The 24,323-nt window shown below is 60.7% G+C and carries 18 protein-coding genes and 1 pseudogene; 11 read left to right on the forward strand and 8 right to left on the reverse strand.

Annotated elements, in window-relative coordinates:
- The first annotated feature begins 128 nt into the window (after positions 1 to 128).
- Complete coding sequence (locus tag BLR69_RS01245; RefSeq protein ID WP_058425572.1) at positions 129 to 1,022, forward strand: LysR family transcriptional regulator; 894 nt, start codon at positions 129 to 131, stop codon at positions 1,020 to 1,022.
- 37 nt (positions 1,023 to 1,059) lie between these two features.
- Here the strand turns inward: BLR69_RS01245 and BLR69_RS01250 are convergent, their stop codons facing one another.
- From BLR69_RS01250 to BLR69_RS01265, 4 genes are all read right to left on the reverse strand, one after another.
- A complete protein-coding gene (locus BLR69_RS01250; protein WP_071495085.1) occupies positions 1,060 to 2,157 on the reverse strand; it encodes a DNA alkylation repair protein in 1,098 nt (365 codons plus the stop codon).
- A gap of 20 nt (positions 2,158 to 2,177) precedes the next feature.
- Positions 2,178 to 3,524, reverse strand: a complete 1,347-nt coding sequence (locus BLR69_RS01255; protein WP_071495084.1) for a glutamine synthetase family protein — start codon at positions 3,522 to 3,524, stop codon at positions 2,178 to 2,180.
- An 11-nt stretch (positions 3,525 to 3,535) separates the two neighbouring features.
- Positions 3,536 to 4,093, reverse strand: coding sequence for a helix-turn-helix domain-containing protein (locus BLR69_RS01260; protein WP_058425569.1), 558 nt, complete (start codon positions 4,091 to 4,093; stop codon positions 3,536 to 3,538).
- An 82-nt stretch (positions 4,094 to 4,175) separates the two neighbouring features.
- Positions 4,176 to 8,402: a dermonecrotic toxin domain-containing protein gene (locus BLR69_RS01265; protein WP_076955227.1), complete on the reverse strand. Its 4,227-nt coding sequence runs from the start codon at positions 8,400 to 8,402 to the stop codon at positions 4,176 to 4,178.
- A gap of 174 nt (positions 8,403 to 8,576) precedes the next feature.
- On the opposite strand from BLR69_RS01265, the gene BLR69_RS01270 reads away from it, so the two are divergent.
- Positions 8,577 to 8,885: an RcnB family protein gene (locus tag BLR69_RS01270; protein WP_071495083.1), complete on the forward strand. Its 309-nt coding sequence runs from the start codon at positions 8,577 to 8,579 to the stop codon at positions 8,883 to 8,885.
- Between the two features lie 77 nt (positions 8,886 to 8,962).
- Positions 8,963 to 10,156 carry an MFS transporter gene (locus BLR69_RS01275; protein WP_071495082.1) on the forward strand — a complete coding sequence of 398 codons (1,194 nt, stop codon included), beginning with the start codon at positions 8,963 to 8,965 and terminating at the stop codon, positions 10,154 to 10,156.
- Here the strand turns inward: BLR69_RS01275 and BLR69_RS01280 are convergent.
- Together BLR69_RS01280 and BLR69_RS01285 are read right to left on the reverse strand one after the other, a co-directional pair.
- Entirely contained in the window at positions 10,119 to 10,391 is a 273-nt protein-coding gene (locus tag BLR69_RS01280; protein ID WP_071495081.1) for a DUF1652 domain-containing protein, read from the reverse strand. The genes BLR69_RS01275 and BLR69_RS01280 overlap by 38 nt on opposite strands.
- Before the next feature lie 102 nt (positions 10,392 to 10,493).
- Positions 10,494 to 11,990: a PAS domain S-box protein gene (locus tag BLR69_RS01285; protein ID WP_071495080.1), complete on the reverse strand. Its 1,497-nt coding sequence runs from the start codon at positions 11,988 to 11,990 to the stop codon at positions 10,494 to 10,496.
- Positions 11,991 to 12,160: 170 nt separating this feature from the next.
- Here BLR69_RS01285 and BLR69_RS01290 point away from each other — a divergent pair, with 170 nt between their 5' ends.
- Positions 12,161 to 12,781 carry a transglycosylase SLT domain-containing protein gene (locus tag BLR69_RS01290; protein WP_033902081.1) on the forward strand — a complete coding sequence of 207 codons (621 nt, stop codon included), beginning with the start codon at positions 12,161 to 12,163 and terminating at the stop codon, positions 12,779 to 12,781.
- A gap of 36 nt (positions 12,782 to 12,817) precedes the next feature.
- Here the strand turns inward: BLR69_RS01290 and BLR69_RS01295 are convergent, their stop codons facing one another.
- Both BLR69_RS01295 and BLR69_RS01300 read right to left on the reverse strand, forming a co-directional pair.
- Positions 12,818 to 13,705, reverse strand: a complete 888-nt coding sequence (locus BLR69_RS01295) for a nitrilase family protein (protein WP_071495079.1) — start codon at positions 13,703 to 13,705, stop codon at positions 12,818 to 12,820.
- A gap of 150 nt (positions 13,706 to 13,855) precedes the next feature.
- A complete protein-coding gene (locus BLR69_RS01300) occupies positions 13,856 to 14,101 on the reverse strand; it encodes a DUF6124 family protein (RefSeq protein ID WP_071495078.1) in 246 nt (81 codons plus the stop codon).
- A gap of 439 nt (positions 14,102 to 14,540) precedes the next feature.
- On the opposite strand from BLR69_RS01300, the pseudogene BLR69_RS01305 reads away from it, so the two are divergent.
- The 7 genes and pseudogenes from BLR69_RS01305 to BLR69_RS01340 form a co-directional block, all read left to right on the forward strand.
- A pseudogene (locus BLR69_RS01305) lies at positions 14,541 to 14,813 on the forward strand (type II toxin-antitoxin system HicB family antitoxin); the annotation flags it as partial.
- 35 nt (positions 14,814 to 14,848) lie between these two features.
- Positions 14,849 to 15,193, forward strand: coding sequence for an FKBP-type peptidyl-prolyl cis-trans isomerase (locus tag BLR69_RS01310; protein ID WP_071495077.1), 345 nt, complete (start codon positions 14,849 to 14,851; stop codon positions 15,191 to 15,193).
- Positions 15,194 to 15,205: 12 nt separating this feature from the next.
- Positions 15,206 to 15,808, forward strand: coding sequence for a GNAT family N-acetyltransferase (locus tag BLR69_RS01315; RefSeq protein ID WP_071495076.1), 603 nt, complete (start codon positions 15,206 to 15,208; stop codon positions 15,806 to 15,808).
- A gap of 421 nt (positions 15,809 to 16,229) precedes the next feature.
- Positions 16,230 to 18,935: a magnesium-translocating P-type ATPase gene (gene mgtA / locus BLR69_RS01325; RefSeq protein ID WP_071495075.1), complete on the forward strand. Its 2,706-nt coding sequence runs from the start codon at positions 16,230 to 16,232 to the stop codon at positions 18,933 to 18,935.
- Between the two features lie 16 nt (positions 18,936 to 18,951).
- The gene (locus BLR69_RS01330; RefSeq protein WP_058427147.1) at positions 18,952 to 19,668 is read left to right on the forward strand and encodes an MgtC/SapB family protein; all 717 of its coding nucleotides are present in this window, start codon (positions 18,952 to 18,954) and stop codon (positions 19,666 to 19,668) included.
- Between the two features lie 301 nt (positions 19,669 to 19,969).
- Positions 19,970 to 20,596, forward strand: a complete 627-nt coding sequence (locus BLR69_RS01335) for a response regulator transcription factor (RefSeq protein WP_071495074.1) — start codon at positions 19,970 to 19,972, stop codon at positions 20,594 to 20,596.
- Between the two features lies 1 nt (position 20,597).
- Positions 20,598 to 24,212: a transporter substrate-binding domain-containing protein gene (locus tag BLR69_RS01340; RefSeq protein ID WP_071495073.1), complete on the forward strand. Its 3,615-nt coding sequence runs from the start codon at positions 20,598 to 20,600 to the stop codon at positions 24,210 to 24,212.
- Positions 24,213 to 24,323 lie beyond the last annotated feature (111 nt).

A 24,323-nucleotide genomic window follows, 5' to 3' on the forward strand; every position in this document is an offset into this window, starting at 1 on the left:
GAAGGTCTCGCTTGTTTTTCTTATTGGCCCCATCCTAGTTGTTAGTTTTCGTCTTAAAAATGTTAGTTTTTGCCCAGCTGCTGTGCGTTTTTAAACAGCGCAGCCCAGGGATAGGCAATGGAGGCGTCATGTTCGACTGGAACGACCTGCGGTACTTTCTTGAATTGCAGCGCAGCGGCCGCCTGCTGACCGCCGCGCAACGCTTGAAAACCACCCACGCCACCGTCGCCCGGCATATCGAAGCCATCGAGAAAAGCCTCGGCACCGCGCTGTTCGTGCAGCATGCCCAGGGCTACGAACTGACCCCCGCCGGCGAAGCCTTGCTCAAGCATGCCGAAGCCATGGAAAACGTCGCGCTGCTGGCCGAAGACGAACTGACTCATTCTGCTGCGCCCCTGGGCAAGATCCGCCTCGGTGTGGCCGAAGGCCTTGGCGTGATGTTCCTCGCCAGCCGCATGGGCGGGCTGTTCGAGCGCTACCCCGGTCTGGAAGTGGAACTGGTGGCGGTGCCACGCTTTGTCAGCATCCTCAATCGCGAAGCGGAGATCAGCATCCACCTCGAACGGCCGAGCGTTGATCAACTGGTCACGCGCAAACTCACCGACTACCGCCTGGCCCTCTATGCCAGCCGCGCCTACCTGGCGCGCAACCCGCCGATTGAAAAGCGCGAAGACCTCGCGGCACACGCGTGGATCGATTACGTCGACGACCTGCTGTTCAGCCAGGAACTCAAATTCCTCAGCAGCTTCTGCCGCAACCCCAAGGTGGTGTTCCACAGCACCAGCGTGATCGCCCAGCACCAGGCGGCGCGCTCCGGGTTGGGCATCGCGGTGTTGCCGTGCTTCATGGCCGCCGGCGACCCGGACCTGGTGCCGTTGCTGCCGGGGGAGGGGATCCAGCGCAGCTACTGGATCAGCTCGCGCCGTGAATTGCACAAGTCGGTGCGGCTGCGGGTGTTATGGGATTACGTGGTGGAGTTGTGCGCGCGGGAGCAAGGCTTGTTGCTGGGCGAAGCCAACTGACGAAACCGGATCAATACTGTGGGAGCACCGGACCCCGTCAGGCACGCAACTCAAACTCGGCACTGCCCAGTCGTTCCCCATTCACCAACACATGCACCACATGCCGGCCTGAGTAATGCTTGCGGGTGGTCATGTCGCGAATGTGCTGTTCGCGCCGAAGGTGCTGCTGCTCCCCGGCACCGAGGCTGAACCCCTTGAGCTTGAATACCTTGTTCGCACTGTGGCCGGCGCTTTTCACATAGTCGATGGCGTAGTCCACCATCAGTTTCTGTGGCGCTGTGGCGGTGGATTCCAGGGTGAAGGACAGGTTGATCCGCTCACCCAGGTTGATCACCGCCGGCGTCACTTTCAGATGGTGGAGCTTTACTTCGGCCCTGGCCCCGGCGCCCATGATCGTCAGCGCGCGCGTGTTGCCTTGCTTGATCAGGCTCCGCAGGGCGTGGCGGGCAATCCAGGCGGTATGAGGGTTATCGAGGTCCCAGCCTTCGATCAGGCTGAGTACCCAGTCCGGGTGGTCCTTGGTGATGTCGTTGAGGTGGTTGGCCACCGATTTGCGCACGTACAGGCTGCTGTCGGCCTTGAGGTTGTCGAGGATCGACGCGCACAGTTCCGGGTTGGCCTGCACCTCGGCCAGGCGGAATGACCAGGGCAAGCGCGGCCGCGAACCTTCGCTGGCGAGGCGACGCACGTGTTCGTTGGCATCCAGCGACCAGGCTTGCATCACCACTAGGGTGCGCGGGAAGTCGTGCAGCAAAAAGTGGCGGATAGCGAATTCGGCGGAGCCAAAGGTCGTGAAGTACTTGAGTGCGGCCATTGAACGCTTGAAATCATCCCGTCCGTAACTCGCCACGAAGTGCGGCAGGAACAGGCTGACAAACGCGCTGTTCAAGCGCGGGGCCAACGCATAAAGCACCTTGAGGGTTTGCGGGTAGTCCAGCGGGATCACCGCATGCAGGCTCTCGCTGACCCGCGCCATGCGCTGCAGCACCGACAGCTCGGCCAGCCCTGCCTTGGCGTGCTTGAGAAAGCCCTTGGCGTCGAACGCCGGGTACACCGCCGTCATCTCGTCGGCGATGTGTTGCAGGCGTTCAACGTTGAAAATTTCCTTGAGGGCCGGGGCGCTTTGGTCGGTCATCGGTGATTCCGTAGGTGATGTCAGAGAAACCAGCGATATTCCCGCGCATGGATCTCTTGCTGGAAGGCCAGGTGGTCCTGGCGTTTGTTTTCGCAGTACACGTCGACAAATTCGGCGCCCAGCTTATCGCGCAATACCGCGTGATGCTGCATGGCACGCACGGCGTCGAGCATTTCCAGGGGGAAGTCGCTGCCGCTGCTGCGGTCTTCATTCAGGGGGGCGATGGGTTCGCGCTTGGCCTCAAGACCGTGTTCCAGGCCGACCAGGATCGCCGCTAGCACCAGGTACGGGTTGGCGTCTGCGCTGGCCAGGCGATGCTCGATACGCAGGTTGCGCGGGTCGGATTCGGGGATGCGCACGCACGCGTCGCGGTCTTCAAAGCCCCAGCTGGCGCGGGTGGCGGCGTTGACCGTGCCGCCCAGGCGCCGGAAGGCATTGTGGTTGGGGGAGAAGATCGGCATGCAGTGCGGCAGCAATTCCAGGCAGCCGGCCACGGCATGGCGCAGGGGTTGCTGCTGGTGTGCCGCCAGCAAATTGTTACCCGCGCCGTCGTACAGGCTGACATGCACATGCATGCCGCTGCCGGGGTATTGCAGGTAGGGCTTGGCCATGAAGCTGGCGCGGTAACCGTGTTTCAACGCGACGCCACGGGTGCTGCGGCAGAACAGGGCGGCCCAGTCGGCGGCACGCATCCCATCGTCGAGGTGGCCGAAGTTGATTTCGAACTGGCCGGGGCCGATCTCGGCGGTGATCACGGTGATATCGATGCCCTGGTCCTTGGCGGTTTGCGCCATGTCATCGAGCACTTCGCTGAAGCGCGACAGCCGTTCGATATGCAGGTTGGGCTGGTCGTCGGCGTCATCGCTCAGCGGGTCGCGGGCAAATTGCGGCAGGCCGTTGTCGAGTTTCTTGTCGAACAGGTAGAACTCCAGTTCGAACGCCACCACCGGGTGAATGCCCTTGTGCTGCAAGCGCTCCAGCACCTTGGCCAGCACCTCGCGGGGTTCGAATTCGATGGGCGCTTCGGTGCCGTCCGAGGTGATCAGCATCTGGCCCAGCGGCTGCGACTCCCAGCTCACCGGCTTGAGCGTGCCCGGCACCAGGCGGCGATTGGCATCCGGGTCGCCGTCGTTGAAGCAGTAGTCGCCAATTTTGAACAACCCGCCCTGAACCCCCAGCAACACCGCGTTCTGCGGCAGCTTCAACGGGCTGCCGGCGGCGACTTTTTCCAGCATCTCGATGGGGTAGCGCTTGCCGTAGAAGTGCCCGGGAATGTCCAGGGCGATCAGGTCGACATAACGCACGTCCGGGTGGTTCTGGCGAAAGGTCCGTACTTCGGCCAGTAACGTGGAGGCATGGCTTTTCACGGGTGTTGCTCCTAGTTGTAAACCCACAACACGCGGGCGGGCAGGTCGGTCAGGTTGGCGTAGCGGCAGTGGGCGAAACTGGCCAGGTGGAAGCTGTCGCCGGGGCCGAGGGTGACTGAGCCGTCTTCACCCTCCACCCACAACGTCAACTCGCCCTCCAGCACAAAACCGGCTTGTTCGGCGCGGTCGCTCATGGTCTGTTCACCGCTGTTGGCACCGGGGGCCAGCAGGCTGTCGAGCATCGAGAAGGCGCCGTTCATGCTGGGTGACACGAGGATGTCGGTGATGCCATTGGCGTAATACACCGTACGCCGCTCGTTGGGGCGGGTGATCCAATCCACGGCCTTGGGTTTGGGCTGGCTGTAGAAGTACGTAGTGGGCACGTCGAGGGCGTGGCTGATGGCGGTCAAGTCGGCCACGGTCGGGCGCGACAGGCCGCGTTCGACCTGAGACAGGAAGCCCACCGAGCGCTCGATTTTCTGCGCGAGCTGGGCGAGGGTGAGCTTCTTGTGCTTGCGCAGGTCATGGATCAGCGCGGCGAGGGTGGCGAGTTCTTCTTGGGGTGTCATGAAATTTATGTCGAATAATTTCATGAAAAACTACAGGAATTATTTCATGCAGGCAATCGGCACCTTCGCCATGGCATTGGCCTCAGGGTCGGAAGATAAAGGGTTTCACGCCCCAGGTGCCTGTCAGTTCTACGCCGCCGACCAACAGCAGCAGGTTCCCCTCGTCGCGCGCTTGAATCAGTGCGTCGCGCAGGGCATACCGCTGCCCCTCCAGGTTGGCCGGCGTGGGTGCTTGAGGGTTGTACTGTTTGGCGGACAGCTTCGGGGAGTGGGTCTTGCGCAATGTCAGCCAATACCAGGTCGGTCGGTCTGGGCGCCGAAAGATCAACTCGGTGCTGTACCGCGAGTCGAAGACTTCGTAGTGGCTGTCTGTCAGCAGTTCGCGCATCAGCGTTTTGATGTTGATTTGGGTGGGGCGCTCCAACAGGTTTGAAACCAGGACGGGACGTACCCCGGTCGTGTCGAACCGTATGAGGTTGAACTCATTTGAAACCCCCAATGACCACTCGAACGGCCCTGGCCCTCTCGGCAAGGTGGGCAGCAGTGCCAACGGATCGTTCGCGATCAGGGAGTGCTGCCGGGTCAGTGTGCCGACAGCGCCCCGGGCCCATTCCGTCCAGTCCTGAAGGGTATTGAGCACATGCGCAAAGCCTTTTGCGGTCAGCCCGGATGGGTTCGCTGTGTTGAACAGGCTTGCGCCAACCTGGGCGCGGGCGCGTGGGTCGAAGCGGGGGAACATGCGGTTCATGTGTGTGGCAATCGACAAGGGCAGCGGCGGCTGCGGGTGGATGAGCCAGGTATCCAGGTGAGCGTTGTATTCCACGAGCCTGGGCTGTTCAAACGGCGTATTCGCGACGACGTGTTCGAATTGCGCGAATGTCGAGTGAGGCTGGTCCGCCGACACGATGGCGGTTCTCGCGCCTTGTGTGGCGAATACGCTATCGCCTGGCAGAATCGCGTAATAACGACCGTCGATCTTGATGTAGTCCTGCAACGCCTGGCTCGGCATGGCGTGGCTTCGGCGCCAGACGCCCGGGCGGCCCGGGACAGGGTTCATCATCTGCGGCGCAAAGGCCTGCCCCCAATCCACAAAACGTTCGGCGTCGCTGCGCGCAGGGCGCCGAGCCGGCAGGGCTGGCCTGCTTGGCCCGGGCGCTGGGTCGATGGCGGTGACGGTTTGCGCACCCGGCAGGTCTGCGCCCTGCAATCGAGCCCAGAAGCGATTCTGGGTGGTTTGCAGGTATGCAAAGCTCACATCGAGCTGGTCTGGCGCCCGGCTCAGGCGGAACACCAGGGACATCTGGTGTTCAAGGTTATTGAACGCGGGGAAATTGAAGGATTCAAACACCCGCCGAGCCTGTTGCAGGTCCAGGTGCGGGAAAAGGTCCATCAACGCGATTTCCGGCCCGCTTGGCGGCGTGCCACCGAACAGCCCGATGAGTGGCGAGCGGATCTCCCAGGCGCCTTGAACCGTGCGGTAGAGCGGCTCGCCCGGGTACGCACTGGGTGCGCGCCGTGGGTCCTTGAGTCGCCAGACCTGACGATCGTGATCCCTGCGGATCGAATACCAGCGGCCATTCTCCTGCAGGAAATGCCGAGGCGCCTCGAAGGCCCCGGGCGTCGCCGTATCCTGTACGTAGATCTGCTGGTCTTCCCATCCTGCCAGCGGCTTGACGCCCGTGGGCTTGCTGCGCAACGCCAGCTTCGGGTTGAGTTTGGGGCCGGTTGCGATACCTCTGCTTGCCGAACGCGCGCCGCCGATGGCGCCGTCGATCACCGCGCCCACCATTTCACCCAGGGCCCGCACAATGTATTGGGCGGCGGCGGTGCGGTCGCCGAGTTGGGCGGCTTCCACGGCATTGATGATGGACAGGATGCTTCTGGACAGGCCGATCGGCAGCATGACCTTGACCGGGAGGAACAACGTGGCGAAGTCCAGTGCCGCGGTGACGAGGGTGGCGGCGCTTTCGAGGTTGGCTTCCTGGGTGCTGGTCGATTGCGCATTGGCATCGTTGATCACGGCAGACGCTTCGGCCTGGTAAGCCTCTTCCAGGAAGTGATCGGCGATACGGCTCAAGGCGATGACCGTTTCATTGGCCCCCCCTTTGAGCAGGTTGTGGATGCGCGGGCGGGCATTGAGTTCCACGCGGGCAGTCAGGTAGTCACGCCAGGCGCTGTGGTTGATGAAGTCGCGGTGCATGGCCGACGCGTCGGGGTATTCGTGGAACAGCCGACCGTTGGCGGTGCCGGGGGTATACACCACCAGGGAGGCGACGCTGTGGGACGCGGTTGCAAACACCAGCACCCCGCGCACGCGTTCACCGCGCAGTTTCAGGCTGCTGACGATGATGCGGTGCTCTTCGACGGTGGGGCGTTTATCGTCATCCGTGGGGCCGGCGAGGGCACTCATCACCCAGTTGTAGCCGCGGTCGAGTCGGTCCGGCAGGAAGTCGCCGGCGATTTTGGCTTCGATGGCGTCCACCCGCAGTTGCAAGGCCATGAGTCGGGCGTAGCGATCCTGGTCGGCGTGCGCCTCGCTGGAGCTGACCAGGCGCGTCTTGAGGAATTGCTCGTAGCTGTCACCGATATTGACCTTGCGTACCAGCTCCTTGACTTGCGCCACCGTCAGCGCGGTATAGGGCGCCTGGTCTTTATCGGTCAGCCAGGCGAAGTTTGTGAAGTTGAGATCCAGCCATTCGATGTTTTCCAGCGCCAATGCGGTCAGGGTCAGCGTGCGCGTGGTGTAGACCGGCGTGCCTGTCACCGGCGGTTGCGGCTTGCCGCCGACCACATAGCTGCCGGTGGGGCGGGCGGCGTAGGTTTTGGTGTGGATGATGAGGGTGTCCGGGTCGGTCACCACGCCGTAGTCGTCCTCCAGCTGCCTGCGCAACTGCTCATTGCTGTAGGACAGTACGGCGGCGGGGTCGCTGAACTGGGACAGGGAGGGCAGCCCCTCGGGCATCGACAGCCGTTGCAGCTCATCGGCGTAACCTTGTACGGCGCTTGACCAGCGTTGCTGGTCTTCGGGGCTTGCGTGCTTGAGAAACTGCTGGAGCTGGCGCCGCAGTTTTTTCTGATGACGGGCGACCAGGACCCCACTGGCATCAAAGGCACGGGTCAGATCGGTGACCCGGTCGAGGCTTGCCGGCAATTGTCGTGGGGCCAGGCCGTGGGGCTGACGCTGGTAGTGCGCAATCATCCAGGTGAAGTCTGCCTGTGCCCGTTCATGCAAGCCGTGCAGGCTATCGCTGAAGACCGACTCCAGCCGTTCGAGGTAGCGAAATTGGTCGCCTTCGGGTTGCTGCTGGTGAAACGCCAGGCCGCTGGCACGATCGTTGTGGCTCATCAGGGCCAGGATGTCGCCGAACTCGACGGCGCTGTTGAGTCGCCGATGCAATTCACGGTCAAGGCCGGCCAACGAGTCGAAGGCTTCGAAGCCGCTGGTCGGGAGGTACAACAGCACATTGCCGACATTGGCCTGGGGGGCGATGTCACGCACTTGCAGCGGTTTTTCCTCACCTTCGAAGCGCACCTGGGCGTCGTCCGGGTCTCGGGCAGTGAGCACGAATGCCCCGTACAGCGGGATATCCCGCGACAGTTTGTCCTTGACCGCCACGCCCAATGCGCAGGGTCGGTAGCCGTTCAAGGCGCGTCGGGAGGCCGCATCCGGGTAGCGCATGACACGCAGGAGCAGCAGCTCGCTCGACACATCGAGCAAGCCGTCGATCTTCAGCAGTTCGGCTTCGGCCCTCATCAGATCCAGGCGCTTCTCGGCCAGCCACTGTTTGCAGGTGCGGGTATCGTTGGTGTCGATGGGCGCGCCCCAGAACTGTTCGACCTGGGTGTTGAAGCGCGCCGCCAGGGTGCTTGCCAGCGTATCGAGAAAACCGTCGAAGGCCTGCGGGGTGAGTGCCAGTGCCGAGCCGTCGTCCCGACCGTCGCAGGTCAGGTGAAAGCGGGTAGCGTGCTTGGCGTAGTCGGCGGAGTGCTGCGTGACCAATCGTTCCACTGCGGCCTCCATGAGTGTCGGCAGCAACGGGTTCAACGCTTGAGCCGGCTCGGAAGGGGGCGCGTCTGCCGGGTTGATCTTGAGGTAGGTCCTGGTCAGGTCGAGGGGCGTGGGCAGCGTGTTGAACGCCTGGTTGAACGCATCCTGCACACAGCTGAAAAACGTGGGTTGCCCCTGCAACAGCTGCCTGATTTCGCTGTTCAGGGTCTGGATCCGCTGGACCAGGCGGCTTTCGCGGCGGTTGTCGCGCGCGTTCAACGTGGTGATCATCGGGGTCGATAGAGCGTTGCCGTATCGCATGTCATTTACCTGCAAAATAAGGTGAATGGTCATGGTGCTGCGGGTGCGGGCTGCGTGTGCGCTATCCCGTTAATACGTTGAAGGGTGGCGTGTGCGGTGTTTGTGATTGCGGCTGAATGTTTGCGTGCCGCAGCGGTCCGAACCTGGGTACGCATCATTCATTGAGGAACACCCATGACATCAAGATCCCTGTTCGCCTCCCTGCTGGTCGCCGCGAGCCTGTCCACCGCCAGCTTTATCGTGCACGCCGGTGATACGCCCCAGGAGACGGTAAAGCCTTCCAGCATCAACACCCGTGACCTGAAGGAAGGTGACCGCGCCCCGGATATCCTGATGCGCAAGGAGTCGGCCGTCAGCGACTGGAAAAAGCGCGGTCTCAAACAGCCTGAAGAAGACAGCCAATGGGCACGGGTGGGCGACCGTTTCGTGCTGCTCAAGACCACCAACGGCACCATTCTCGAGATCACCCCCGTCAAGAAATGACCTTGCATTTAGGCCCTGTTCCTGAGTTAAGGTAGCCGGCTATAAAGGCCGCGTTACCTTCAAGGAAAGAGAGCAGGATGCTTGCCACAATAAGAAACTACCCCCGCACCGTTAACCTGTTGCTGTCCTCGACGTTGCTGCTCACGCTGGCCAAGGCCATCACCTTTCCGTACCTGGTGATTTACCTCACCCGCCATTTCGCCCTCGACATTACCCAGGTCGGCCTGGTGATCGGCAGTTCATTGATCGTCGGCTCGCTGCTCAGCGTGTATGGCGGGTTTCTGGTTGATCGTATCCACAGCTACCGGCTGTTGCTGGCCCTCACCTTGCTGTTTCTACTGGGCTTTGTCGGCATGGTGCTCGCGGGGAATATCTGGACCTTCTACACCTGCCTGATCCTGATCAACCTGGCTCATGCCGTGATCGATATCGCGGCCAAAGCCGGCTTTGCCAGCCTGTTGCCCGAGGACGCGCGCAGCGAAGTGTTTTCCATCAAGTACACCCTGACCAATATCGGCTATGCCGTGGGCCCGGCGTTTGGCGCGGTGGTGGCCAAGGTGGAAATCAGCTTGCCATTTGTGCTGTCGGCGCTGTTGGGGCTGGGGTTTTTCCTGCTGTATTGGCGTTGGGGTGATCGTACGCTGGCGACTGTCGATACCACGCAAAAGCCAGTGCCGTTTCTCGCCGTTGGCCGGGTGCTGTTGAAGGATCGTCGCCTTGTCTGCTTCACCCTCGGCGGTGTGCTCAGTGCTGTGGTGTTCGGTCAGTTCACCGCGTGGCTGTCGCAATACCTGGTGACCACCACCACCGCCGACTACACCTACACCGTGGTCAGCGCCGTGCTGGTGACCAACGCGGTGTTGGTGATCGCCTTGCAGTACGTGATCGGCCGGCGCATTTCGCACCGCTACCTGGGCCAATGGTTGATCGCCGGCCTGGGCATGTTCATGTTGGGGCTCATCGGTTTCGCGCTGTCCACCAGCGTGCTGTGGTGGGTGCTGGCAATGGCGGTGTTCACCGTGGGGGAGATCATTGTGTTCCCGGCCGAATACATGTTTATCGACCGGATCGCCCCGGACCACTTGCGCGGCATGTATTACGGGGCGCAGAACCTGTCCAACCTGGGCGCGGCGCTGGGGCCGGTGCTGTGCGGGCTGGTGCTGGCCAGCCTGCCGGCCCATTACATGTTCTGGATGCTGGGGGCGTTTATCGTCGCGGGCGGGGTGTTCTACTTCATTGGGGCGTCGTTGAAGGCAAGTCATCCAGCGTGAGCTGGCCCATGGTGTTGCTTTGCAATTCGTAGCGCAGCTCATCCACCATCTTTTCCACTTCTTGCGGGGTCTGCAGCCGGTTGGTGCTGATCCCGGTGACGACCAAATCGACCCGGCCGGTTTCGGCGTCGTAGACCTTGAGGGTCAGGGACGCATCGCGGCACAGGGTGAACTCGCAGGTCAGCGGCGACAGGCCTTCTTCGATGCAGTTTCGCAGTTGGGCGAGGGTAAACATGCAGGTTCCTTCAGGCATCAGGTTCGATACCGAGAAGGTTATTGATTAGCCCTCCCTGCAATAAGGCGAATTCGCACTAGGTGTACTAGTGCATTTGCACTGTCATGGCTTGTTTTTGACCCGCAATTCCCCGGCGAACAGCCCGCGTTCACGGGCCCAGACGATCGCCGCGCTGCGGCTGTGCACCCCCAGTTTGGAGTACACCGTGGCCACATGATTGCGCACGGTGTTGGGCGCCAGCTTCAGGCGCAAAGCGATCTCCTTATCGGCCAGCCCCTCGCATATCAGGCCCAGCACATCGCGCTCGCGGGCGGTGAGGTCGGTGAAGGCCACGTTCGACTGGCTGGCGCTGTTGACGCTCTTGGCGTTGGCCAGTTTTTCAATGAGGGTCTGGCTGAACCACGAAGCGTCCTGCATCACTTCCTCGATGGCCGCCACCAGTTCCAGCTCCGAGCGTTTGCGTTCGGTGATGTTCATCATCACCAGCAGGTAGCAGGGCACGTCCTGGATGATGACGGTGTCGGCGGAGACCACGCAGTCGATCACCTCGTTGCCTTTCTTGCGCACCTTGAGGTCCTGGCCGTCGAGGTTGCCGGCTTTTTCCAGGCGGGCGAACAGCTGCGCGCCGGCCTGGGGGCTGTCGATAAAGTCGATGTCCTCGATCGACTTGCCAATCAACTCTTCACTGGTATAACCGGTGATGCTCATGAAGGCTTCGTTGACGTCCACCACCTGGTGGTTGCCGGCGTTGCACACCAGGGTCGGCACCGGGGTCAGGCGGAAGGATTTGGCGAAACGTTCCTCACTCTGGCGCAGGGCGATTTCGGCTTTACGCCGTGGCTCCAGGTCCATGAAGGAAAACAGCATGCAGTCCTCTTCGTTCATGTCCAGCGGCTGGCCGGCGACGATCACCAGCTTGCTGCCGCCTTCGGGCAGCCGCAGTTCGGCCTGCATCTGCGGGATGGTCGCGCCTTCGCCCAGGCGCTGGATGGCCAGGTCCTTGCGTTCGGCCTGTTCCAGCACATCCAGTTCATACACGGATTTGCCGATGACCTGGTCGCGGTTGTAGCCGGTCATCTCCAGGAAACCCTGGTTGACCTTGATATAACGCAAGTCGCTCAGGCGACAGATCACCGCCGGTGCCGGGTTGGCGTTGAAGGTTTTTTCGAAGCGCTGTTCGGCGCTGGCCCATTCGGTGGCGTCGCTGAGGATCAGCACCAGCAATTCCGCTTCACCGCGGGAGTCAGTGATTACCAGGCTGCGCAGGCGGTGCACCCAGGTTTTTTCTTCATCGGCGGTGGGGGTGACTTCCACCACCACATCGCTGAACTCATCGCCTGCGGCGGCCCGGGCCAGCGGGTAGTTGTCCGCCTGCACCGGGTGGTTGTTGCGATAGCGCAGGGCAAAGCGCTCGGCATATTGCTGCCCGTTGGCCCCCAGCCCCATCACGTCACCCACGCCGTGCATGGTCAGTGCGGCCTCATTGGCCCACAGGATGGTTTGATCGACCTCGGCCAGGATCACGCCGTCGGACAGCCCGGAGATGATCTGCTGCAACTGGCGGCGGTTGGTTTCCTTGGCAAGCACATCCTGGGTCATGGGTTCTCCTGGGTTCGGCATATGGGAGTACGACACCTGGGGCTCAGGATAGTGCGGATGCATTACTGGGGCACTGGCATTGAACGGGCTGGGGTGAGCCACCACTCGGCATCCCGCGCAGTGGGCGCGTAGAATGCCGCACTTTTACGCATATCTCGCAAAGGTGCCCCGTGAGCGCAGGCAAAGCCGTCGGACTGTTGTTACTCACCTCCCTGCTGGCGGCGTGCGGCACCTCGCCGCCACGCACGCCCAATGACCTGTGCGGCATCTTCCGCGAAAAGGACGATTGGTACGACGCAGCCAAAGTCACGCAAAAACGCTGGGGCGTGCCGATCCAGGTGCCGTTCGCCATCATGTATCAGGAGTCCGGCTTCCACCAGGACGCCCTGGCCCCGCGCAAATACCTGCTGTGGATCATCCCCTGGGGCCGCGTCTCCACCGCCGCCGGCTACGCCCAGGCCAAGGACGAGGTGTGGAACGACTACCGCAAGAGCACCGGCCGCAGCGGCGCCAGTCGCCAGGACTTCGACGATGCCATCGACTTTGTCGGCTGGTACATGGACAAGACCTACACCGTCAACGGCGTGTACAAATACGATGCCTACGGCCAGTACCTGAACTACCACGAAGGCTGGGGCGGCTATCGCCAGCGCACCTACGCCGCCAAGGCCTGGCTGCCGCCGGTGGCCAGCAAGGTACAGGCGCGGTCGCAGCTGTATGCGGCGCAATATGCGCGGTGCAAGGATGATTTGGGGCGGGGGTTTTGGAGTCGGTTTTGGCGGTGGCTATGAGAACCGCAGTGGTAGTGTTGGGTGTGTCTCCTTCTCTCAGCGTGGGAGTGCCGGGTGCTGGGTGTAGCCAAGCATCTGATCATAGATATCAGCGCGCCGATCCCTTTGCAGGTCATTGAGATTGTTCCAGATCGGTGCGCTGCGCGCGCTGCTGAGGTCGATATCGGCAAACAGAATCTCCTGGCCGTTCGCCGACGCCACCTTGCCGATGGGCCAACCATTGGTCCCGGCAATCAATGAGCAACCGAGATAACGGGCATCACGCTCTTCACCAATTCGACTGGCTGCTGCGATAAACACGTTATTGACGTGCGCTGCGGTCATCGTCAGGTAAGACGCCATGCACTTGCCGGCCTCATCAAATAACGGGGGAGGGGTCCATACCCAGTTGTTCAGGCTACAAATGATATCGGCGCCTTGCTGGCTGAGAATGCGCGGTACCTCGGGAAACCAGATGTCCCAGCAGATCAGCATGCCGATACGTCCAATGGGAGTATCAAAGACAGGGAAACCTGTGTTCCCAGGGGTGAACCATAGTTTTTCCAAGTTCCAGAGGTGCGCTTTGCGGTACTTGCCGATAAAGCCGTCCGGGCCTATCAGGACGCTGGTGTTGAACAATTGCATGCCGTCTAGTTCGCTAACGCCCGCAGCCAGATACACACGATGCCGGGAAGCAAATTCGATCCATACCTGCACGCTTCTTCCGTTCGGAACAATTTCGGCATGGTCAAAGGCATCTTGGCGATTGGCAAAGAAGTAACCGCAATTTGAAAGTTCTGGAAGCACGATCAGTGTGGCGCCGCCGTTGGCCGCTTCAGTTGCGAGCGCAAGGCTGTGCTGCAGGTTAGCGGTGCGGTGCTGCGTTCCTACCTGGGGATCAAACTGCACGACAGAAACGCGGACAGGGCTGATAGCTGGGTTCATTGCAGAAGACTCTTATGGGGACTGCTCTACATAAGAGGTGATAGGGCGGCAAGGCGTAAATCAGGTGCTTCCGTTTAGGTTGTCAGTTGGCGCCTGCCAATCGCAAGCGCTTAGTTACGGCAAGAAGCAAGGCTTCTTGCCGTAACTCATTCAAATCGGCTGCATACACTCCAGCGACCGATCCACCATCACACTGGCCATGTCCACCAAGTGCATGACCGACAGCACCAATGTGCGTGACGTTCCGTCCAGTTGCTCCCCTGCCGTCTGCGCAGCAACGGCGGCACAACGCAACACGCTGCTGGCATGGGCCAGGGCGTCTTCGAAGCTGAGGTCGGGGGTGGTGGTGAAGAATTTCAGGTCTGGGGCGGGTGGTGCGGGGACAAGGTTTTCCATTTTGAAGCTCCTCTAGTCATAAGGAGCCGCCACGACCGCTGCTAAACGGTGGAAGGGTGGCGGCCACACGCAGGTTAGCAGACCGGTGACTAGGAACCCGGTGCACCCGAGGGTGCCCTGCGCATGGCCACCATGAAGCGCGGGCCAAAAAAACGCCCGCAAAAGGTGGCGCTTTGCGCCTAGTCACATCAACGGGCTGCTAAACCCGGTCACTGAATTGGCAGTGACCGGCGAAGACTAGCCACGTGATTTGAGCGGCGCAAGCGGTTGGGATTCTCTCGGAAACGTCCTGCGAGTTAAAGGGAAATGTCACTGTTTCGACTCGTGTGGATGCCCCCCCATTCTGTGCAGAAACAATCGGCAAGCTGGTAAAAAGCCGGTAAGCCTCAAATAATGAATCGGCTGGATGGCCCACAAGAATTTACCCAGAGGAGAAACAATGAAGTTTCCTGTGGTAGTACATAAAGACACGGCCTCAGACTACTGCGTGACCGCCCCTGACGTTCCGGGGTGTTTCTCAGCGGGCAGGTCTTTTCCCGAAGCGCTGGGTAACGTCCGTGAAGCCTTGGCGTTGCACTTTGAAGGGTTGATTACCGATCAAGAAAAGCTTCCGCAAGCTTCAGCGATTGATGTCCACCTGAATAATCCTGATTTTGCCGGTGGTTTCTGGGCGATAGTCGACCTGGATTTAACGTCCTATCTGCGAAAAACAGCATAAGCAAATACCTTGTATCCAACGAGCCCCCTATGAACAACGAAGAACTCCAGATCACCGACATCCGCCCCGGCACCGGCAAGGCCGTGGTCAAGGGCGCGCTGATCACCACCCAATACACCGGCACCCTTGAAGACGGCACGGTGTTCGATTCGTCCTGGCAGCGCGGCAAGCCGTTCCAGTGTGTGATCGGTACCGGGCGTGTGATCAAGGGCTGGGACTTGGGCTTGATGGGCATGCAGGTCGGCGGTGTGCGGACCTTGTTCGTGCCGGCGCATCTGGCCTATGGCGAGCGGTCGATGGGCGCGCATATCAAACCCAACAGCAACCTGCGTTTTGAGATTGAGTTGTTGGAAGTACTGACGCGGGACGATTGAGGGCGGCTGAACATGGACGTTAATTCACACGAGTTGCCGGCGTGTTCCGTCGAGGGCCTTCAGGTCGTTGAGCTGGGTGATCGCGATGAGGTCGAGTTGCAGCGGTTTTTTGAGCGGGCGCCGGATTACTTCATAGCGGTCAACGGCGAACCGGCCACTGCGACCGAAGCGCATGAGGAATTGCAGGGACAGTTGCCCGCAGGGTGGGCGTGCAGTCGGATGTATTGGCTGGGTTACCGCGATCTGGAAAACCAGCTGGTGGCGGTGGTGAACATTGCGGCGGACTTGCTGGCTGTTGGTGTTTGGCATATCGGGCTGTTGCTGTTGGACGCACGCTTGCATGGCACTGGGTTGGCGCAGCGGCTGCACGCTGATCATGAGGCTTGGGCTGCGGGCAACGGCGCTCAATGGCTGCGTTTGACGGTAGTCATCGGCAATGCCAAGGCCGAACGTTTCTGGCCAAAGCTTGGCTATGTGCAGGTGCGCACCCGCGAAGGGATCACGATGGGGCGTCAGGTGAACAGCGTTTCGATTCAGGTCAAGGCCCTGACAGGTGGGCAGGTGGGTGATTACCTGACGTTGGTGCCGCGAGATCTAGTGGATGCACCTTCCTGAACCCTCCCTGAAGAATCCTCTTATTCACCATACGGAAACTTTCCTACGGTTTACTCTCCCATCATCGGGGCGTAAGCTTCGCGCGTTTTCATCAATAGCGGAGACCCTCAGTGGGTACTTGTTCGAGTGACAGTAGTCGGCCGGTTTCGGTAACCGGCACAGGCTTGGCAAGGTAACGCGCATTTTTCCGATGCCGTTGTCTCGCCACTAAAAGCGAGAAGCGGCATCCCGGCAGCGGCCAGTCCTGGCACCTGCCCGAATCCCTCTCATCGACGCTGACCAGCACCCGGCTTACCTCGGGATGCTACGGACGCGCCTGCCCTTTGCGGTAGGCGGGCCAGGGTGGCTGTTCCTGTAAAAAGGGTGCGGCGCACACGGCGGTACCTGCACGACGGTTTTTTCCTCGCGCAGGAGTAACACCATGAACCTCACTCTGCTCAAAGAGTTCTTCGCCGGCTTCCTGCGGACCCGGCACATCGCCCGGCATTTCCGCCGCCTGGCAATGCTCGAAACCGTGACCGACGCCAGCGTCAGCCGCGAAGTGCCGCCGACCCTGGCGCAAACCCTGGTGGTCTCGGCCAACAGCAGTGCCGTGCAATTGCTCGGCACCCTGGGCAGCCACGCCGAGGGGTTGAACACTCAGGAGGCCGACGCCCTGCGCGTGCAATACGGCCTCAACGAAGTCGAGCATGAGCAGCCGCTGCCTTGGTGGGTGCACCTGTGGCACTGCTACAAGAACCCGTTCAACCTGCTGCTGACCCTGCTGGCGGTGATCTCCTGGCTGACCGAAGACATGAAGGCCGCCACCGTGATTTTCTCCATGGTGGTGCTGTCGACGCTGCTGCGCTTCTGGCAGGAAGCCAAGTCCAACAAGGCTGCCGATGCCTTGAAAGCCATGGTGAGCAACACCGCCACCGTGCTGCGCCGTGAGGAGGCCAAGCGCATCGAATTGCCGATCAAGCAATTGGTGCCGGGTGACCTGATTTTCCTGTCTGCCGGTGACATGATCCCCGCCGATTGCCGTGTGCTCAGTGCCAAGGACCTGTTCGTCAGCCAGGCGGCGATGACCGGCGAATCGATGCCGGTTGAAAAGTTCGCCCAGCAGCAGGACGCCAACACCCGCAACCCGCTGGACCTGGAGAACATCCTGTTCATGGGCACCAACGTGGTGTCCGGCGCTGCGACGGCGGTGATCCTGACCACCGGCAACAGCACCTATTTTGGCGCGCTGGCCCAACGTGTGACTGCCACAGACCGTGCAACCACTTCGTTCCAGCACGGCGTCAACAAGGTCAGCTGGTTGCTCATCCGCTTCATGTTCGTGATGGCGCCGCTGGTGCTGTTCATCAACGGCTTCACCAAGGGTGACTGGACCGAAGCGCTGCTGTTCGCGTTGTCGATTGCCGTGGGGCTGACCCCGGAAATGCTACCGATGATCGTGACGTCCACCCTTGCTAAAGGCGCGGTGTTTCTGTCGCGCAAGAAAGTCATCGTCAAGCGCCTGGACGCGATCCAGAACTTTGGCGCCATGGACGTGCTGTGCACCGACAAGACCGGCACCCTGACCCAGGACAAGATCTTCCTGGCCCGCCATGTGGACGTGTGGGGCGAAGAGTCCGATGACGTGCTGGAAATGGCCTACCTCAACAGCTATTACCAGACAGGCCTGAAAAACCTGCTGGATGTGGCGGTGCTGGAGCACGTGGAGGTGCATCGCGAGCTGAAGGTCGGCACCGCGTTCCAGAAAATTGATGAGATCCCATTCGACTTCAATCGCCGCCGCATGTCGGTGGTGGTCGCCGAGCAGGGTCAACCGCACCTGCTGATCTGCAAGGGCGCCGTGGAGGAAATCCTCTCGGTGTGCAACAACGTGCGCCATGGCGAGACCAACGAGGCGCTGACTGAAGAGTTGCTGGCGCGCATTCGTCAGGTGACGGCAGCGTTCAACGAAGAAGGCCTGCGCGTGGTCGCCGTAGCTGCACAGCCGATGGCGCCGGGGCGTGACACCTACAGCCTGGCGGATGAGAACAACCTTACGCTGATCGGCTACGTTGCCTTCCTCGACCCACCGAAGGAAAGCACCGCGCCTGCGCTCAAGGCTCTCAAGGCCCACGGCGTCGCCGTGAAAGTGCTCACCGGTGACAACGAACTGGTCACCGCCAAGATCTGCCGCGAAGTGGGCCTGGAGCAACAAGGCCTGCTGATGGGCAACGACATCGAGGACATGACCGACGCCGAACTGGCCAAGGCGGTGGAAACCACCAATGTGTTCGCCAAGCTGACGCCAAGCCACAAGGAGCGCATCGTGCGCCTGCTCAAGGCTAATGGGCATGTGGTGGGCTTCATGGGCGATGGCATCAACGATGCGCCGGCACTGCGTACTGCCGACATCGGCATTTCGGTGGACAGCGCGGTGGATATCGCCAAGGAGGCCGCTGACATCATCCTGTTGGAAAAGAGCCTGATGATCCTGGAGGAGGGCGTGCTGGAAGGCCGGCGCACCTTCGCCAACATGCTCAAGTACATCAAGATGACCGCCAGCTCCAACTTCGGCAATGTGTTCTCAGTGCTGGTGGCGAGTGCATTTATCCCGTTCCTGCCGATGCTGCCGATGCACCTGCTGGTGCAGAACCTGCTGTATGACATTTCGCAGATTGCGATCCCGTTCGATAACGTCGATGACGAGATGCTCAGCAAACCACAGCGCTGGCAACCGGGAGATGTCGGCCGTTTCATGCTGTTTTTCGGGCCGATCAGCTCGATCTTTGACATCACCACGTTCGCACTCATGTGGTATGTCTTCGATGCCAACACCCCCGACCACCAGACCCTGTTCCAGTCCGGCTGGTTCGTGGTGGGGCTGCTGACCCAGACGCTGATCGTGCACATGATCCGTACCCCGAAGATCCCGTTCCTGCAAAGCCGTGCGGCGATGCCGTTGATGGTGATGACGGGCGTCATCATGGCGGTGGGGATTTTCCTGCCGATGGGGCCACTGGCGCATTACTTCAAATTGCAGGCGCTGCCGTCGCTGTACTTTGTGTTCCTGCCGGTGATCCTGCTGGCATACATGGCGCTGACCCAGGCGGTGAAGGGGTACTACATCCGTAAGTTTGGCTGGCAATGAACAGGGAAGATTTCCTATGCAAGCAATCAACAACATCAACCTCGAATCCCTGGTCGACACCCTGGTCAGCCTCACCGCAGCTTTTATCCTGGGTGGCCTTATCGGTTTCGAGCGTCAGTACCGCCAGCGCACGGCAGGTCTGCGCACCAATGTGCTGGTGGCGGTGGGCGCGGCGATCTTCGTCGACATGGCCAGCCGCCTGGGCGGCGCGGAAGGCGCGGTGCGGGTAGTGGCCTATGTGGTGTCGGGCATCGGCTTTCTCGGTGCAGGCGTGATCATGCGCGAAGAGGGCAATGTGCGCGGGCTCAACACGGCTGCCACCCTCTGGGCCTCGGCGGCGGTGGGCGCTTGCGCCGGCGCCGACCTGGTCCTCGAAGCGCTGCTGGGCACGCTGTTCATACTCGCGGCCAACACCTTGCTGCGGCCGATCGTCAATAACATCAACCGTCAGCCGCTGGACGTGGTGTCGGCGGAAGTCACCAACATCCTGTATGTGATTGCCCGGCGTACTCAGCAGAAGGCCGTATTGGCCTTGCTGGAGGCCGAGCTGGCGCGTTGTAACTACCCCGCCAGCGACGTTGACGTGCGGCCTTTTGGCACGGAAGAAGTGGAAATCGAAGCCACCCTGGCCGTGACCTCGGTAGACGGTGATGAGCTGGACGCCCTGGTGGCGCGAATTTCGATGTCGACCCTGGTGGTGCAGGCGTTCTGGAGCCCCAGTACCACCGAGTAGTCCCCGGCTGTCAGGCCTTGCCTTGTGTAAAGCTGGCTATGCTGTGACAAGGAAAAGTCCTACAAGCATTAGAGACTATCCCTTCATTTGAGCGGACACGCCGTTGTTAAGGTTGCGCGCTTGCGTTTGCCCAGGAAGCAGGGCGCAGCTCTACGTGTATACCGTGTTCTATCAAAAGGAGGGGTCTGTACTGCCTGGAGTGTCACGCAGAGTAATCAGTACCGTTTGTCGGAACTGTTACTTTTCACAGGTAGATAGGTCCCGTGTGATATGTAAGCGTACTGATCCCTCGGGGAGTCTTATGAGCAAAGCTTTAATTGTGGACGATCACCCTTTTATCCGCGCCACCGTGAAGTACCTGTTGAAACAGGAAGGCTTCGTTGAAATATTTGAAGCGGGCAACGGCGCTGACGCCATGCAGATTGCTCGTCAGGAACGCCCGGATCTGGTTATCCTCGATCTGGCAATGCCAAAACTTGGCGGGCTGGAGGTGATCAGTCGGATCAAGGCGCTGGAACTGCCTTGCAAGATCCTGGTACTGACCTCGTACCTGGCGGTGTTCTTTTCCACCCGCTGCATGCGCGCCGGGGCCATGGGCTTTGTGGCCAAGACTGGTGAGCTGGATGAGTTGCAAAAGGCAATCAGAGCAATCCGCTCCGGTTACAGTTGCTTTCCCAGTCTGCCCACCAGTTCAGTGCGCCGCGACGATTTGCAGACCACCGAACAGGAGTTGGTGGAGGCGCTGTCCGACCGTGAGTTGACGGTACTGCAAAAACTGGCGCTGGGCCTGGGCAACAAGGAAATCGCCGAGGATATGCTGTTGAGCCACAAGACCATCAGCACCTACAAGACCCGCCTCAAAGAGAAGTTGCGCATGTCCTCGGTGGTGCACCTGTCCAAGTTTGCCCAGCGCAATCATCTGATCTGAAATGACCACCTCCCGGCTGGTGAGATTCACGGCCATCCTGCTGATGGGGCTGTTGCCCTGTGCAGCGATGGCCCTGGACGAGCCACATGCCCTTCGATTGCTCGGACATTCCACCCTCGAACACCCAACAGTAGAACTGGATGACAGCGAATGGCGGTGGTTGCGCGAGCGCCGCAGTTTGTTGATGGGCGTGTCGGCTCCCGACTACGCACCGTTCGACCTGAGCAACGATAACGATTTTGAAGGCATCACGGCTGACTATGCAGGGCTGATCAGCCTGATCTTGAATGTACCTATCGAGGTTCGGCGCTACGACACTCGGGACGAAGTGATCGAGGCGCTCAAGCTGGGCGAGGTGGACCTGGTGGGGTCGGCCAATGGTTATGAAGCAGCCGACAAGGCATTGGTACTGTCGCGTTCTTACGCCAATGATCAACCCGTGCTGGTGACCCGCACGGGTGAAAGCCATTCCTTGAGCGTCGACCTGGCCGGCAAGCGAGTGGCGATGCTCTACCACTATATGCAACCCGCCGCTGTCCAGGCCTTTTACCCCCAGGCGCAACTGTTGCTGTTCGGCTCGACCCATCAGGCCATCGGTGCCATGGCCTTCGGCCAGGCGGATGTCTACTTGGGCGATGCCATCAGCGCGCGCTATCTGATCAACAAGAACCACCTCAATAACGTGCGCATGGCGGACTTTTCCGCGCTGGAGGTCAACCCGTTCGGGTTCGCTTTCACTGCAGACAACCAGCGCCTGTTGAAGATCGTCAATGCCGCGCTGGCCGTTATCCCGGCCGGCCAGCAGATGGAAATCCTGCGCCGTTGGAGTGCCGGCGGCAGTGGTTTGCTGGAGGCTGACCGGTTGCGCTTGAGTGCCAGCGAGCAGCGGTGGCTGGAGAGGCATCCTCGGGTGAGAGTGGCGGTACTGGACAAGTTCGTCCCGCTGTCATTTTTCAATGAGCAAGGGCAGTTCGTGGGGCTGAGTGACGAGGTATTGTCGCGGATCAGCTTGCGTACGGGCTTGAAGTTCGAAGTGGTGCAGGGCAGTTCGCTGCCTCGGCAAGTCGACGAGGTCAGCACCGGCCAAATGGACATGCTGGCGGTGATCACGCCCAGTGTCGAGCGTTCCGAAAAGGTGCGCTTTACCCGGCCATACCTGTCCAATCCCTATGTGCTGGTGGCGCGCTCCGGCGACGAGCGTCTGCTGACCCTGGAGGACATGCCTGGCAAACGCCTGGCGTTCATTGGTGGCAACAGCCTCGCTGCGCAGATCGCCCGGGACTATCCAGGGATCGAGTTTGTCGACGTCGAGAACCCGGAGCAGGCCATGGAATGGGTGGCCAAGGGCAGTGTCGACGCGACCGTCATTTCGTTGATCAGCGCACGCTACATGATCACGCGCAACTATCGCGATCGGTTGCGTATCACCAGCACTGTGGGTACGGAACCGGCGCGGATTGCCTTCGGCGTCAACCGCAGCCAGTTGGAGTTGTATTCGATCCTTGAGAAGGCGTTGTTGAGTATTACGCCTGAAGAAATGGACGAACTGACCAACCATTGGCGCAGTGAAATCATTATTGAAGACAGCTACTGGGTCAGTCATCGCAACGTGATTCTCCAGGGGTTTGGCCTGGCCGCGCTGTTGTTGCTGGTCACCCTGGGTTGGGTGTTCTACCTGCGTAACCTGATTCGCAAGCGTGCCCAGGCCGAACGCGCCTTGAGCGACCAGATGCGGTTTATGAGCGTGCTGATCGACGGCACGCCTCACCCGATTTACGTGCGCGACCGCCAGGGGCGCTTGATGGCGTGCAACAACGCGTACCTTGACGTGTTCGGCTTCAAGCTGGAGGACGTGATCGGCAAGACCGTTGTGGAGACCGATACGGGCAACCCGCCCCAGGCCCAGTCGTTCCATGCCGACTACCTGGACTTGATGGCGCGCGGTGAGCCGCAGATTCACGACCGGGTGCTGAAGGTGCCCGGTGGCGGTGTGCTGACGATTTACCAGTGGATGCTGCCGTACCGTGATAGCAACGGTAACGTGGTGGGCATGATTGCCGGTTGGGTGGATGTGAGCGAACGTCAACGCCTGTTGGGCGAACTTCGGGAAGCCAAGGAAGACGCGGACGCCGCCAACCGTGCCAAGACCACGTTCCTGGCGACGATGAGTCATGAGATCCGAACGCCGATGAACGCAGTGATCGGCATGATTGAACTGGCGCAGAAAAACGCCGAGCAGGGGCATGTCGATCGAGATGCGCTGGAAGTGGCATCGATGGCTTCGCGCAGTTTGCTGGAGCTGATCGGCGATATCCTGGACATTGCGCGAATCGAAACCGGCCACCTGTCCCTGACTCTGGAGCCGGCCAACCTGCACGAGCTGTTGGCTTCTGTCGCGCGGGTGTTCGAAGGGCTGGCGCGGGATAAAGGCCTGTCGCTGCGCGTAGAGCTCGACCCGATGATCGACCGACTGGTACTGATCGATCCGTTGCGATTCAAGCAAGTGGTGTCGAACCTGTTAGGCAATGCGATCAAATTTACTCACTCCGGCCAGATACGCCTGGAGGCCCAGGCCGCATCGGTGTTGGCCGGTGAACATTTGAACCTGCGGCTTTGCGTGGAAGATACGGGGATTGGCATCAGTGCCGAAGATCAGCAGCGTTTGTTCAACCCGTTTATCCAGGGCAGCAATAACGAGCAGCCAGCGCGTAGCGGTTCGGGCCTGGGGTTGGTGATCAGCCGTAACCTGTGCGAGATGATGGGCGGCCAACTGCACCTGAGTAGCGTGCTGGGGAAGGGGACGCGGGTGGATGTGACACTGGCACTGGCGTTGACCACGGCAGCACCGGCTTCCTCATCTGTCCCCTGTGTTCCTGCCACGCAGGCATTGAAACTTCTGGTAGTCGATGACTATCCGGCCAACCGCTTGCTGCTGGCTCGACAGTTGACTTTCCTGGGGCATCAAATCGTTACGGCCGAGGACGGCGCCGAGGGCTTTGCATGTTGGCAAGCCGGGCATTTTGACGGGGTGATCACTGACAGCAATATGCCCGTCATGGACGGCTACACGTTGGCGCGTGATATTCGTGCCGAGGAACGGCAACGCGGCTTGGTGCCCTGCCTTCTGCTGGGGTTCACCGCCAACGCCCAGCCGGAGGAGGTCGAGCGCTGTCGGCAGGCCGGCATGGACGGTTGCCTGTTCAAGCCGACGGGGCTTGACGATCTACGTGCGGCCTTGGCATCGCGCACGACCAGCGTGGCAACGGATGAGGGCAAGGCAGACTTTGATTTAAGCTCGCTGGCGATGCTGACAGGCGACGACACTGCCGCACTCAACGAGTTGCTCGCGCCGTTGCTCAGTAGTCTTGCAGAGGACCAGCGGGTGCTGTCGGCCCTGCAGGACCCTGCAGATTTCGGCAAGCTGTATGACCTGGCCCATCGTGTCAAAGGTGTCGCGCGCATGGTCAAGGCCCAGGCGCTGATCGCCTGTTGCGACGCTTTGGAGGGCGTGTGCGAAAGGCGCGACCGCGATGCAGTGGAGGATGCTGTTGCGGCATTGGGTGCGGCTATCGATGGTTTGCATCATAGCCTGACTCAGTATTGCAAGCAGGCTTGACCTAGGCGGCTCTCCACTCGGTTGATTTGAGAGAACTCCTACATCAAACGGGAACAAGCCTGATTTTGTCGTCGGCATATGTCTGGAAAATGGGCCTCGCTCACTGACGAG

It is taken from the genome of Pseudomonas azotoformans (assembly GCF_900103345.1).
Taxonomy (GTDB): domain Bacteria; phylum Pseudomonadota; class Gammaproteobacteria; order Pseudomonadales; family Pseudomonadaceae; genus Aquipseudomonas; species Aquipseudomonas azotoformans.

Coding starts and splice junctions, on each gene's coding strand:
- BLR69_RS01285 (WP_071495080.1), bottom strand. CDS start 11,990: ATGACCCAGGATGTGCTTGCCAAGGAAACCAACCGCCGCCAGTTGCAG.
- BLR69_RS01310 (WP_071495077.1), top strand. CDS start 14,849: ATGAACAACGAAGAACTCCAGATCACCGACATCCGCCCCGGCACCGGC.
- BLR69_RS01245 (WP_058425572.1), top strand. CDS start 129: ATGTTCGACTGGAACGACCTGCGGTACTTTCTTGAATTGCAGCGCAGC.
- BLR69_RS01330 (WP_058427147.1), top strand. CDS start 18,952: ATGCAAGCAATCAACAACATCAACCTCGAATCCCTGGTCGACACCCTG.
- BLR69_RS01315 (WP_071495076.1), top strand. CDS start 15,206: ATGGACGTTAATTCACACGAGTTGCCGGCGTGTTCCGTCGAGGGCCTT.
- mgtA (WP_071495075.1), top strand. CDS start 16,230: ATGAACCTCACTCTGCTCAAAGAGTTCTTCGCCGGCTTCCTGCGGACC.
- BLR69_RS01340 (WP_071495073.1), top strand. CDS start 20,598: ATGACCACCTCCCGGCTGGTGAGATTCACGGCCATCCTGCTGATGGGG.
- BLR69_RS01300 (WP_071495078.1), bottom strand. CDS start 14,101: ATGGAAAACCTTGTCCCCGCACCACCCGCCCCAGACCTGAAATTCTTC.
- BLR69_RS01275 (WP_071495082.1), top strand. CDS start 8,963: ATGCTTGCCACAATAAGAAACTACCCCCGCACCGTTAACCTGTTGCTG.
- BLR69_RS01335 (WP_071495074.1), top strand. CDS start 19,970: ATGAGCAAAGCTTTAATTGTGGACGATCACCCTTTTATCCGCGCCACC.
- BLR69_RS01270 (WP_071495083.1), top strand. CDS start 8,577: ATGACATCAAGATCCCTGTTCGCCTCCCTGCTGGTCGCCGCGAGCCTG.
- BLR69_RS01295 (WP_071495079.1), bottom strand. CDS start 13,705: ATGAACCCAGCTATCAGCCCTGTCCGCGTTTCTGTCGTGCAGTTTGAT.
- BLR69_RS01280 (WP_071495081.1), bottom strand. CDS start 10,391: ATGTTTACCCTCGCCCAACTGCGAAACTGCATCGAAGAAGGCCTGTCG.
- BLR69_RS01260 (WP_058425569.1), bottom strand. CDS start 4,093: ATGACACCCCAAGAAGAACTCGCCACCCTCGCCGCGCTGATCCATGAC.
- BLR69_RS01250 (WP_071495085.1), bottom strand. CDS start 2,157: ATGACCGACCAAAGCGCCCCGGCCCTCAAGGAAATTTTCAACGTTGAA.
- BLR69_RS01265 (WP_076955227.1), bottom strand. CDS start 8,402: ATGCGATACGGCAACGCTCTATCGACCCCGATGATCACCACGTTGAAC.